An 11261-nucleotide genomic window follows, 5' to 3' on the forward strand; every position below is an offset into this window, starting at 1 on the left:
ATCAGGAGGCTCGTGATGTGGTCGGTGGGACAAGGGATAAATTGGATATCTACAATATGATATGGTATATTTTACTCAACTATTGACACTCATCAGGAAAATCAGATGGCGCTATTGGAAATTGCAAAACTAGGGAATCCAATTCTCAGAAAGATTGCAGAACCGGTCACACTTCGTGAATGTCATGACCCGGCTTTTCAATCTTTCCTGGACGATATGATTGAAACCATGCAGAAACGCGACGGCGTCGGCCTGGCCGCGCCCCAGGTCTTCCGCTCAAAACAGGCCGTCGTCATTCATTCGGGATCGAGTGACCGTTATCCGGATGCACCGGACCTTTCCCTCCGGGTCCTGCTCAACCCCAGGCTGACCTTTCCAACGGAAGAGACGGTCGAAGGATGGGAGGGATGCCTGAGTCTGGATAATCTCCGGGGAAAGGTCTCGCGCTTCCTTCGGGTTGCCGTGGAGGGGTTTAATAGGTCGATGGAACCGGTATCATTTGAGGCCGAAGGCTTCCTTTCTGTCGTTTTACAGCATGAAATTGATCACCTGCAAGGTAGGGTTTTCCTCGACCGAATGGAAGATTTCTCCACACTGACACACTTTGCCGAGTTTGAAAGGTACTGGATTCCGCAACCGACAGAGGTTACCTAACGGAGAGAGGGGGACCATGCGGCTGGAAGATAAACTCTTTCTGGACAAATACCGGGTCGATACCGAATCCCACCTCAAGATCAAAGACCCGGAGGTCTGCCTTCAATGCAAAGAACAACAGTGTACCTTGGTTTGCCCGGTCGAGGTCTACAAATGGGATACTGCGCAAAAAAAAATCGTCGTGGGATGGGAAAACTGTATTGAAATGGGCGCCTGCATGGTGGCCTGCAACGAGTTTGACAACATCGACATGGTCTACCCGCGAGGGGGGTATGGTATCAGTTACAAGTATGGGTAACGATTCCGCACACCCCTCTTTCCCTCCATGGCAGCGTTGCTGCGGTGCTCGAATCCTCACGTAGGCATACTACGTTGCGGTTCTGTGCGCCTCACGCCTTGCCCTGCAGGATGGGCCTCGCGAAGCCAAAATAGTGGCATGCTGAACCGTTACAAGCATGGTTAATCGAGAACCCCCTACCCTTCTCTCCCCTGGAAGCGTTGGGGGCTGAATCTGAGGGGAGTGCTTACGGCGTTGGATGCGAGTTAAGCTGAGCGTTCAAAAATTTAACCCGGAAGAAGACGTCAAGCCTTACAAGCGTGACTACTTTGTGGAAGCAGGGCGGGGAACGACTGTCCTGGCCGCGCTCATGAAGATCAAGGCGGAAATTGATGGAACCCTCACTTTCCGGGCCTCCTGCCGAGCCGCGATCTGCGGCTCCTGTGCGATGCAGATTAACGGAAGCCAGAAACTCGCCTGCAGTACCTCCCTCTATGAGGAATTGGAACACAATCAGGAAATTTCCGTCGGTCCGATGGCCAATATGCCGGTCATCAAGGACATGGTGGTTCAGATGGATCCTTTCTGGGAAAAGATCAGGGCAGTGACCCCCTATGTGGTCTCGTCGGATCACGGAGAAAAACCCATCCCGACCGAGGCGCTCAAGACCATACAAAGTGATCTGGAAAATGCAGATGCCTGCATCATGTGCGGCGCCTGTCTCTCCGCATGCAACAGCTTTGAGGCCTCTGGTCAATTTCTCGGGCCGGCGGCCCTGGCCAAGGCCCTCCGTTTCCAGGTCGATCCGAGGGATGAACAGCATGATGCCCGTCTCGAGGCCCTCCAGGAAGCCAATGGTATCTGGGACTGCGTCCGCTGTGTTGCCTGTGTTCAGGTCTGCCCGAAAGATGTCCAACCGATGGAGCAGATTATCCGGCTTCGTCGTCGCTCCATCGAGAAAGGCCTGACCGATTCGGTCGGCGCAAAACATATTACAAAATTTGTAAAGATCGTGGGAGAGGAGGGTCGGCTCAATGAGGTCCGTCTTCCGATCATGATGACCTGGGGATCACTCCGAAAAATGTTGCGGATCATCCCCTTAGGGATTAGAATGTTTCTTCATGGAAAAGCACCGATCATCCCGCACAAGGTCCCGGACCTGCAGAGGATACAGGCCATCTTCAAAAGAAAAAGGGTAAATAAACAATGAAATATGCCTACTATCCGGGATGCGCCGCCAAAGGCGCGGCACCCGAACTTCATCAAGCGACAATGAAGGTGGTTCAGAAGCTCGGGATTGAAATCAAGGAGCTCATGGCCTTCAACTGTTGCGGTGCCGGGGTCATTACCGAGGCCGACCCGGACCTCGCCTACACCCTCAACGCAAGAACCCTCGCGACGGCCGAAAAGGACCATCTTGATATCATGACCGTCTGCGGGACCTGTCAGGGCGTTTTGGGGGGAATCAATAAACAGTTGCAAGCCGATGATGCCCTCAGAGAACGAATTAACGTGGCCTTAAAAGAAACAACCGGGCTGGAGTATCATGGGACCGTCGAGGTCAAGCATCTTCAATGGATCCTGGTCAAAGACTTCGGGATCGAGGCCCTGAAGAAATTTATCTCACATCCCCTGACCGATCTGTCGATCGCGCCATTTTATGGCTGCTATATCTTGCGCCCTTCCAGCACCACCCATTTTGATGACTGGGAAAATCCGGTTTCGCTTGAAAAGCTGATTCAGGCGATCGGCGCCCATCCGGTTCCTTACGATGGAAGAACGAAGTGCTGCGGCTTTCCGGTCTTTCTCGAAAAGGAACAGATGGCATTGAGCATGGTTGGCGAACGAATCAGCGAGGCAAAACAGAAGGGAGGCGATGCGATGGTCACTCCCTGTCCCCTTTGTCACATGAGTCTTGATATCTACCAGGAGCGGGCGGAGAAAAAACTTCAACGAGAAAAAGGCTTTAATCAGGACCTGGACATGCCGATTCTTCACCTTCCCCAACTCCTCGGCCTTGCCATGGGATTTTCCCCGGATGAACTGGGAATGAAGCGACATCTGAGCCCGACGGGGGCATTCATCGAAAAGATAAAGTAACAAGGTTGTAACGATTATTTATTAGGAGAAAAGGAAATGCCAAATCTGAAATCTGGATTGCAGCCCGGAGATGAATCTCCTATTTTTGTCCTCCCATCCTCCGAAGGAAAAGATATTGACCTGCTTTCCTACCGGGGAAAGAAAAATGTTGTCCTCTACTTCTACCCCAAGGACAGTACCCCCGGATGCACAAAAGAGGCCTGTGCCTTTCGTGATGCCCTTTCAAATATAGCAAAAACAGGCACGGTCATTCTCGGGGTCAGCCTCGATTCTGAAAAATCTCACCAAAAGTTTATTCAAAAATATGAACTTCCCTTTCCCCTACTGAGCGATACGGATAAAAAGGTCTCCCTGGCCTACGGGGTTTACAAATTAAAAAAAATGTATGGAAGAGAATTCTGGGGAATAGAGCGTTCAACCTTCTTGATTGATCAGAAGGGAAAGATCATCACCTCTTTTCTTCGCGTCAAGGTCGACGGCCATGTGGAGGAAGTGATGGCCGCCCTCGAAAAAAAATGAACAAACAAAAATAATTGACAGGCCGAGAAATGCCATGATATATTTTTATAACTTGAATGTAAGTCTGACTTCTTTCACAATACTACAAATACTGGGGAGGGGAATCAAATATGGCACTATTGATCACCGATGAGTGTATCGCCTGCGCAGCCTGTCTGCCTGAATGTCCAAACGAGGCGATCTTTGAAAATGAGGGTGATTGCGAGGCAGAAGGGCTCAAACTGACAGGAGAAGAGGGAGACGGGCAACTGTCTCATGTCGATGGCGATAACATCTATGTCATCACCTATGAGCGATGCACGGAATGTGTCGGCCATTTTGATGAACCCCAGTGTTCCGCAGTCTGTCCGGTATCCGATTGCTGTATTTCTGATCCAACCTATCCGGAAAAGGCTGATGTTTTACTGGCCAAGGCCATCGAGTTGAACCCCGACAAAGAAATCGATGCCGAAAAGGTCTGGAGCGGCGTTCGAAACTAGTCATTTTCTGCAAAAATAGGATCTCAGGAACGCCTTACATAAGCCGGAAGGCCACAAGTCTTCCGGCTTTATAGTCTGTTCTTGTAACAGAGCAGCAGGTCTCTCACCGAAATAATCCCGACCACTTTTCCCCTGTTCGTAATCGCCAGGTGGCGTATCGCTTTACTGGCCATTAAGTCATTGGCCTCTTTTGCAGTTTCATCAATATCAATCGAGATAATCGGCGCACTCATAATCGATTCAACCGGGGTGTCATCCAGATCGAGATTCCCGGCCATGGCCTTCCGGACAAAGTCCGATTCGCTCACAATCCCGATGGTTTCCTCGCCTTCACAAACCATCAGGGAACCGACCCCTTTGTCCCGCATCTTCAGCGCCGCCTCCCGAAGTACGGTCTTCGGAGAAACTTTTTCTACCTCCCGACGCATTAATAGGGCCAACGGTGTCATTCTCTCCTCCCGCGTATGGATTAATAGGAAACTTTAGCGACATCATTAGCATAATAAGATGGAACATTCAACCACCGGAATCCTTCCAAGTGTGCAGCCTGTTGCCCGAAAAATACACAACAAGCCTCTTGCTATAATAATCCCATCGCTCATCAAATTCAGGGTTCCTGAGTACCCGGGTGATTTTTTCGGGTAAACCGAGGGTCGCCTCAACCTCCTCTTTCGACATCCCTTTCTCAAATCGCCCCGCCCTGATCGCTTCCCGTCTCCCTTCTTCAAGCTCCGGATGCTGCATCAGAAAGGCCTCCGCCCGCATACGGTCGACGGCCTTAAAGGCGGCAGCACGCGCCTTTCGCTTCTCCTCATCTGAAAGGCGGCCCCCGACCAGGTGAAGAATAAAATCCATCTCTTTGACCTTTTTTTTTCTCGTAAGCCTTTCATCCCCTGCAATTGAAGTCAACATCTCCATCAGTTCTTCCTTGCTCGCACCCCTGCCCTCTTCATAAAGCCTGTCGAGGATCGCCTTCGATTCTTCATTCAAGGCAAAGACAGTGGAAAAGTAAAGACCGGAGACAACACAAATGGCTAAACAAAGAAAAAGCGGTCTCATTGACCTGTCCCAATATGGCGTGGTGGGCTAGGAGGGTAGACATCGTTTACTAATTTTTGGCGGGTTTAAATACAAGACCCAACGCAATCATCACGGGGATAATCACGGTCGCCCAGCCAATCAAGATCGCCCAGCCGGGATAGCCCTCATAGTTGCCTTTCAATTCTGTGACAAATTGTACGACAACAAGGAGACTCAGGACCCCGGGAATAAACCACTTGATGGCATGGCTCCACCAAGGCCCCAGTTTCCAACGGCTGACACTGTTGATATACTCTCGTAAACGATCTGCTCCGTAGACCCAGCCAATGACAAGACACTCGAATATCCCCACCAGGACAAGACCAAAACTGGTAATAAAATGGTCGATCACATCGAGCCAGTAGAGACCGGCCCGGGTCGTAAAGAGTATTCCAAGGAGGAAACACAGGGTACAGACACAAAAAGAGATCTGCTTTAACATCGGCTTTTTTGCCCGGTCGGCAAAAACAGTATTCACGGCCTCCACCAGGGAAAAAGCACTGTCGATTCCCAAAGAAAGAAGCGTTACAAAAAATAATATCGCGAAGAACCAGGCCCCCGGCATCAAGGCAAGCGCCTGCGGAAAAACGACAAACGCCAGTCCGGGTCCGGAGGCCACGACATCTTCTACACCGACGCCGGTTGTCGTTGCCATATATCCCAAGATGGAAAAGACCACAAAGCCCGCGAATAAACTGATCGCGGAATTGGAGAGCGATGTAATCAGGGCATCTCCTGTGACATCCTGCCCCTCTTCATTATAGCTGGCATAGGCGATCATGATCCCAAAGCCAAGACTCAAGGTGAAGAAGATTTGTGATGCGGCGGCCAACCAGATTTCAGCATTCAACAATGCCGAGAAATCCGGCGTCAGGTAATGATAAATCCCTGTCATCGCGCCGTCTAAAGTAATTCCCCTCAGAAAGAGAATGAACAGGAGAAGGAGTGGTAAGGGCATTGTAATTTTAACGATCTGACCGACACTTTTAACCCCCTTCCAGACCGAGAAATAAATCATGACCCAAACAGCCAGCAAGGCGAAGAACAGGCTCCAATTGATGCCGCCCATCGTCCCGATACCGTCAGAGATCTGTAGCACATCATTATAGAAAAACCCCTTGGCATCTTCCCTCCAGGGCAGCGTGGTTGTGAATGAATTCAAAAGAAAGACCAGGGACCAGGCCATGACTGCGGCATAATAGATCACCACGACAAATCCGGAGAATATGGCACAAAAACCGATCCCCCTGAACTTGTGACCCACCGTCGTGAAGGCACCCACCGCCCCTTTTTGAAATTTTTGTCCCAGGGCAAACTCGAGAATCAGCAAAGGAATCCCCAGAAAAAACAAGGCAATCAAGTAAGGGACCAGGAAGGCTCCTCCTCCAAACTTATAAGTCAGATAAGGAAAACGCCAGACGTTTCCTAAACCAACCGCGCTGCCAATCGCCGCGAGCAAGAAAATTCTCCTGGAGGACCATCTGGCTCTTTCCATATTGCATGTCCTTCTTCGATTAAATCCGTGAACTGAACAACCCTAGACCATAAGCCGAGAGGTCCAAGAGAGGTAGGTTTGAAATCGACTTATGTCATGCCGGACTTGATCCGGCATACGCCGGAATGACGTAAAGGTTCGCCGAAAGGACAAGTCGTTAACCAACACCATTAAACTTCTCTTCGAAGGTGGCAATATGACCCGTCCGGAGAATCTTACCATCCCGATAAAATCTTGTCACGGGAAAATAGATACTCCAAGACCCTTCCACGGGTCCAGGCGAATCGGCGGTTTCTCAAGACCTGAGATTGAAGTGACTTTCTGAATACGCTACACTGGATGAGATGAAACCATCAAATGGATCTGTGCTAAAAAAACGGGGATTGTCTGCGCTCTGCATGTTTTGTTGTACCGTGTTGCTTGTTTTCGTTGGATCGCCTGGATATCCCTTACCGGCTAAGGAGAATACCCTCCGGCAAGTCTCAACAGCCAATCCGGTCGTCAGAGAACGGGTCATCGTCGCCTTTGGAGACAGCCTGACGGCCGGCCTTGGACTGCCTGCTGACGAGGCCTATCCGGCCATCCTTGGGAAAAAGCTTCGAAAGAATGCTTACCTCTATCGCGTGGTCAATGCCGGCGTCAGCGGCGACACCACGGCCGGCGGTCTCAGACGGGTCAATTGGGTCCTTCGCAACCTGCCTGACCTCGTCATCCTTGAACTCGGCGCCAACGACGGTCTCCGGGGGCTGGATGTCGGTGAGGCGGAAAAAAATCTCTCAAAAATTATCGAGCGCTTGCAAGCGGAGGGAGTTGAGGTTGTTCTCGCCGGGATGAAAATCCCCCTGAACTATGGAAAGTCCTATACCGAGGCCTTTGAGCAGATCTACCGGGATCTGGCAGCGCGTTATCAGATCACGCTCATCCCTTTCTTCCTGGAAGGGGTCGCCGCACGGCCCTTCCTCAATCAAGCCGACGGCATCCACCCCACCGCAAAGGGATATCAGATCATCGTTGACCGAATATGGGATATTCTAAAACCCCTGCTCGTAAAATGACAGGAAAAGAGGAGGAAGGCCGAAAGTCGCTGGAGAAAAAGCACAGAAATCAAATACACACACCATGTTCAAGATACCACTGATAGGTCTTAACCAGGCCTTCCGGCAGTGAGAACCGGGCCTTCCACCCCAGGGCATGAAGGCGACTCACATCAAGGAGTTTCCTTGGCGTTCCATCCGGTTTGGACGGGTCTGTGATGATGTCGCCTTGAAATCCCACCACCCTACGAACCAACTCTGCCAGGTCTCGGATGCGGATGTCTTCCCCGACCCCGATGTTCACGATCTCGCTCGCGTCGTAGCGTTCCATGAGGAAGATGCAGGCATCCGCCAGATCGTCCACAAATAAAAACTCCCGTCTCGGAGACCCGCTTCCCCAGATGGTGACCTCTGAAGATCCGGCCACTTTCGCCTCATGGAATTTGCGAATCAGCGCCGGGAGGACATGGGAAGTTTCAAGGTCGAAGTTATCACCGGGTCCATAGAGATTGGTCGGCATCACAGAAACAAAATTCGCCCCATATTGGCGACGATAGGCCTGGCACATCTTGATCCCGGCAATCTTGGCAATCGCATACGGCTCATTCGTCGGCTCCAGAGGCCCTGTCAACAGGGCTTCTTCCGACATCGGCTGTGGGGCAAGCTTGGGGTAGATACAGGAGGACCCAAGAAAAAGGAGCTTCTTCACGCCGGAGACATAAGACTGGTGTATCACACAGGTCTGAATGACAAGATTACTGTAGATAAATTCAGCCGGGACGCTCGCGTTTGCATGGATCCCCCCAACCTTGGCCGCCGCGAGAAAGACATACTCCGGGCGCTCCTTTTCAAAAAAGAGACGCACCTGCGCCTGTTCACAGAGATCCACCTCCTGCCGGGTCCGCACGATGAGATTCGAAAACCCCTCCTGCCCGAGCTGTCGATAAATTGCTCCCCCGACAAGCCCTCGATGACCGGCAATATAGATTTTCGAGTTTTTGTTCATCTCCCGCTACCCCTCTACACCCTTCTGTTCAGGACCTTGTGTCCTGCATCCCGCAAGGTCTTCTCCTGCCTTGCAAGCTCCAGATCATTTTCCAGCATCATCGCTACCAATGCGTCCAGATCCACGGTTGGTTTCCAATCTAGCTTCTCTTGCGCCTTGCCAGGATCTCCCAGCAGAATATCCACCTCTGTCGGGCGAAAGTATCTCTCATCTTTTTCTACATAATCCTGCCACTTGAGATCCAATCGCTCAAAAACCCGCTCTATAAACTCCCGGACCGAATGGGTTTTTCCTGTCGCAATCACATAATCATCCGGCTCAGACTGCTGCAGCATCCGCCACATCGCCTCGACATAATCCCCCGCAAAACCCCAGTCCCTTTTCGCCTCAAGATTCCCGAGGTAGAGCTTCTGTTGCAGCCCGAGCTTTATCCGCGCCGCCGCCCGCGTGATCTTCCGGGTCACAAAGGTCTCCCCCCGCCTGGGGGATTCATGATTGAAAAGAATGCCGTTGCAGGCAAAGAGGCCATAGGCCTCACGATAGTTGACCGTCATCCAATGGGCAAAGACCTTCGCCACCCCATAAGGGCTACGGGGATAAAACGGTGTCGTTTCCCGTTGCGGGACCTCATGGACTTTTCCATACATTTCAGACGATCCCGCCTGATAGTACTTTACCCTCTGCCCCCTTCGCTGCTCAAAATCACGAACTGCCTCCAGAAGCCGCAATGTCCCCATCGCCACAGCATCGGCTGTATACTCCGGCTGATCGAAGGAAACCCGCACATGCGACTGCGCCCCAAGATTATAGACCTCCTGCGGGGAGACCTGCTCCAAGAGCCGTCTCAAGCCCGTCCCGTCGGTCAAATCCCCATGATGCAGGAAGAACCTTGTCGAACTCTGGTGAGGATCCTGATAGAGATGCTCGACCCGGTCGGTATTAAAGGTGGATGCCCGTCTAATGATCCCATGGACCATATATCCTTTTTCAAGTAACAGTTCAGAAAGGTACGAACCGTCCTGGCCCGTTACCCCGGTGATTAGCGCGATTTTCATACTGCTATTCCTTTCTCAAACAACAAATTCTGTTTATCGATATGCCGAATCATGATTCGCGAATGCGCCTCTTTTTCTAAAGACAGTGATCATTTATAGCAATTCTCGAGGTACTCAAGCAAGCCTCTTACAAGATTAGCATCAGCGTCCTCCTATAAGTCCGAAGAATACGGGAGTTGGAGGAAGTACACCCTCATGCCTTGACTGAAGAATACGGGGTCCGCCGATCCAGTACCAGTAGATCCAATTGACACGGGGAAAAAGCTTATATATTATGTCGCTCTCTATAAAGAAGTGACTTCAAATACTCTTTTTCTGCCATAAAGGGGCCTGAAAGAACATGCACAAAGATAAATTGAAGAACCTCGTCCTGGAGGACCGAGGATTGTGCGCGCCCTTCATGTTTATCACTGCAGCACATGCGCTTTTTTGCTTCACCCTTCTCCTCCTTTCCCCGATCGTTTCCACCGCCTTAGAGGGTGAAGCCGATAACACCCTCAAAACGGAGATCGGATGGATAGACCTCGGAGCTGAAGAAGATCGTTTACGCCAAAATCATTTCGGGGATCGATGGGAAAATGGCCTCAACATACAAAACGTCTTAACGAGCCGCACAGAAATGAATGCGCATGTCTCCTTTTTACTTGAACCGGTTTCCACATATTCAAGGGAGGGAGAGGATGTCATCATCCGTCGCGGTTATATCCGTATCGTGGATGGCAATACCGTCCTGAAGGTCGGGCGCGAGTCACTCTGGTGGGGCCCCGGGCGTCATGGTGCCCTCCTGCTATCCAACAATGCCTTTCCGTTTGATCTGGTCCAACTTGGGTCCGAAAAGCCTTTTCACCTTCCAGGGCCTTTTTCACAACTCGGCACCTTTGAGATCACAAGTTTCCTGACGGAACTTGGAGCAAGCCGCAATATTCCGCGCCCCCGTCTCTTCGGATTAAGAATCGGTTATCACCCGTTTTCCTGGCTCTCAATCGGACTCTCCCGGATTACGATGCACAGCGGCGAAGGGAGAGCCGGGATAAGTCTGCGGAACTTTTTGAAAATCTATTCCAACGACGCAAATAAAGGCGGACAATTAGAGGTCAATGAGCTCGCCGGTGTCGATTTCAGAATTCAGATTCCCCTCGCAGGGGGATCTGCGGAAAACCGCCTGGAGTTTTATGGCGAATATGGTGGGGAAGACGAGGCCGGCTTTCGCCCAAGCAAACCGGCCATCCTCACGGGGCTTGAATGGACCGTCAATGGACGAAGTCTCTTAATCGAATACGCAGACAATAATATAAAGAGCGACGGGCCGACCTGGTACAGACACAGTGTTTATACGTCCGGGTACACCTATCGGAGAGAGATTATCGGCCACCACATGGGGCCAGACGCGGACGATTTTTTCGCAAGGCTGACGACTCCCCTCTCAAAACAATGGAAAGCCGGGGTCGATTTTGATCAAGAACGGCATGGTCTCTCTACAGCATCACGGGAAGAACTCAGGAGAATCGGGGGAGACATTGTTTATCTCTTTAAAACAAACTGGACCTATTCATTCCGGTATC

The 11261-nt window shown here is 51.1% G+C and carries 13 protein-coding genes; 8 read left to right on the forward strand and 5 right to left on the reverse strand.

Annotated elements, in window-relative coordinates; all coding sequences use genetic code 11:
• Positions 1-105 precede the first annotated feature (105 nt).
• The 6 genes from def to EYQ01_07580 all read left to right on the forward strand — a co-directional run bounded on the left by def (position 106) and on the right by EYQ01_07580 (position 4029).
• The gene (gene def, locus EYQ01_07555; protein ID HIE65651.1) at positions 106-654 is read left to right on the forward strand and encodes a peptide deformylase; all 549 of its coding nucleotides are present in this window, start codon (positions 106-108) and stop codon (positions 652-654) included.
• Between the two features lie 16 nt (positions 655-670).
• The gene (locus tag EYQ01_07560) at positions 671-952 is read left to right on the forward strand and encodes a 4Fe-4S dicluster domain-containing protein (GenBank protein HIE65652.1); all 282 of its coding nucleotides are present in this window, start codon (positions 671-673) and stop codon (positions 950-952) included.
• A 238-nt stretch (positions 953-1190) separates the two neighbouring features.
• The gene (gene sdhB, locus EYQ01_07565; protein HIE65653.1) at positions 1191-2141 is read left to right on the forward strand and encodes a succinate dehydrogenase iron-sulfur subunit; all 951 of its coding nucleotides are present in this window, start codon (positions 1191-1193) and stop codon (positions 2139-2141) included.
• Positions 2138-3031: a heterodisulfide reductase gene (locus EYQ01_07570; GenBank protein HIE65654.1), complete on the forward strand. Its 894-nt coding sequence runs from the start codon at positions 2138-2140 to the stop codon at positions 3029-3031. Before sdhB ends, EYQ01_07570 begins: the two co-directional genes overlap by 4 nt.
• A gap of 36 nt (positions 3032-3067) precedes the next feature.
• Positions 3068-3550: a thioredoxin-dependent thiol peroxidase gene (locus tag EYQ01_07575; protein HIE65655.1), complete on the forward strand. Its 483-nt coding sequence runs from the start codon at positions 3068-3070 to the stop codon at positions 3548-3550.
• Positions 3551-3660: 110 nt separating this feature from the next.
• Complete coding sequence (locus EYQ01_07580; GenBank protein HIE65656.1) at positions 3661-4029, forward strand: 4Fe-4S dicluster domain-containing protein; 369 nt, start codon at positions 3661-3663, stop codon at positions 4027-4029.
• Positions 4030-4097: 68 nt separating this feature from the next.
• Here EYQ01_07580 and EYQ01_07585 read toward each other — a convergent pair whose 3' ends face one another.
• From EYQ01_07585 to EYQ01_07595, 3 genes are all read right to left on the reverse strand, one after another.
• Positions 4098-4478, reverse strand: a complete 381-nt coding sequence (locus tag EYQ01_07585; protein HIE65657.1) for a CBS domain-containing protein — start codon at positions 4476-4478, stop codon at positions 4098-4100.
• 67 nt (positions 4479-4545) lie between these two features.
• Positions 4546-5088, reverse strand: a complete 543-nt coding sequence (locus tag EYQ01_07590; GenBank protein HIE65658.1) for a hypothetical protein — start codon at positions 5086-5088, stop codon at positions 4546-4548.
• Between the two features lie 49 nt (positions 5089-5137).
• A complete protein-coding gene (locus EYQ01_07595) occupies positions 5138-6604 on the reverse strand; it encodes a sodium-dependent transporter (protein HIE65659.1) in 1467 nt (488 codons plus the stop codon).
• A gap of 398 nt (positions 6605-7002) precedes the next feature.
• Between EYQ01_07595 and EYQ01_07600 the strand changes: the two genes are divergently transcribed.
• Complete coding sequence (locus EYQ01_07600; protein HIE65660.1) at positions 7003-7659, forward strand: arylesterase; 657 nt, start codon at positions 7003-7005, stop codon at positions 7657-7659.
• A 49-nt stretch (positions 7660-7708) separates the two neighbouring features.
• On the opposite strand, the gene EYQ01_07605 is transcribed toward EYQ01_07600, so the two are convergent.
• Entirely contained in the window at positions 7709-8644 is a 936-nt protein-coding gene (locus tag EYQ01_07605) for a GDP-L-fucose synthase (GenBank protein ID HIE65661.1), read from the reverse strand.
• 14 nt (positions 8645-8658) lie between these two features.
• Positions 8659-9699 carry a GDP-mannose 4,6-dehydratase gene (gene gmd, locus EYQ01_07610; protein HIE65662.1) on the reverse strand — a complete coding sequence of 347 codons (1041 nt, stop codon included), beginning with the start codon at positions 9697-9699 and terminating at the stop codon, positions 8659-8661.
• 340 nt (positions 9700-10039) lie between these two features.
• On the opposite strand from gmd, the gene EYQ01_07615 reads away from it, so the two are divergent.
• A partial coding sequence (locus EYQ01_07615; protein ID HIE65663.1) for a capsule assembly Wzi family protein occupies positions 10040-11261 on the forward strand: 1222 nt, incomplete at its 3' end.

This window comes from Candidatus Manganitrophaceae bacterium (assembly GCA_012960925.1).
GTDB lineage: Bacteria > Nitrospirota > Nitrospiria > SBBL01 > JAADHI01 > DUAG01.

Coding starts and splice junctions, on each gene's coding strand:
- def (HIE65651.1), top strand. CDS start 106: ATGGCGCTATTGGAAATTGCAAAACTAGGGAATCCAATTCTCAGAAAG.
- EYQ01_07585 (HIE65657.1), bottom strand. CDS start 4,478: ATGACACCGTTGGCCCTATTAATGCGTCGGGAGGTAGAAAAAGTTTCT.
- EYQ01_07605 (HIE65661.1), bottom strand. CDS start 8,644: ATGAACAAAAACTCGAAAATCTATATTGCCGGTCATCGAGGGCTTGTC.
- EYQ01_07580 (HIE65656.1), top strand. CDS start 3,661: ATGGCACTATTGATCACCGATGAGTGTATCGCCTGCGCAGCCTGTCTG.
- EYQ01_07575 (HIE65655.1), top strand. CDS start 3,068: ATGCCAAATCTGAAATCTGGATTGCAGCCCGGAGATGAATCTCCTATT.
- EYQ01_07595 (HIE65659.1), bottom strand. CDS start 6,604: ATGGAAAGAGCCAGATGGTCCTCCAGGAGAATTTTCTTGCTCGCGGCG.
- EYQ01_07590 (HIE65658.1), bottom strand. CDS start 5,088: ATGAGACCGCTTTTTCTTTGTTTAGCCATTTGTGTTGTCTCCGGTCTT.
- EYQ01_07560 (HIE65652.1), top strand. CDS start 671: ATGCGGCTGGAAGATAAACTCTTTCTGGACAAATACCGGGTCGATACC.
- EYQ01_07600 (HIE65660.1), top strand. CDS start 7,003: ATGTTTTGTTGTACCGTGTTGCTTGTTTTCGTTGGATCGCCTGGATAT.
- EYQ01_07570 (HIE65654.1), top strand. CDS start 2,138: ATGAAATATGCCTACTATCCGGGATGCGCCGCCAAAGGCGCGGCACCC.
- gmd (HIE65662.1), bottom strand. CDS start 9,699: ATGAAAATCGCGCTAATCACCGGGGTAACGGGCCAGGACGGTTCGTAC.
- sdhB (HIE65653.1), top strand. CDS start 1,191: ATGCGAGTTAAGCTGAGCGTTCAAAAATTTAACCCGGAAGAAGACGTC.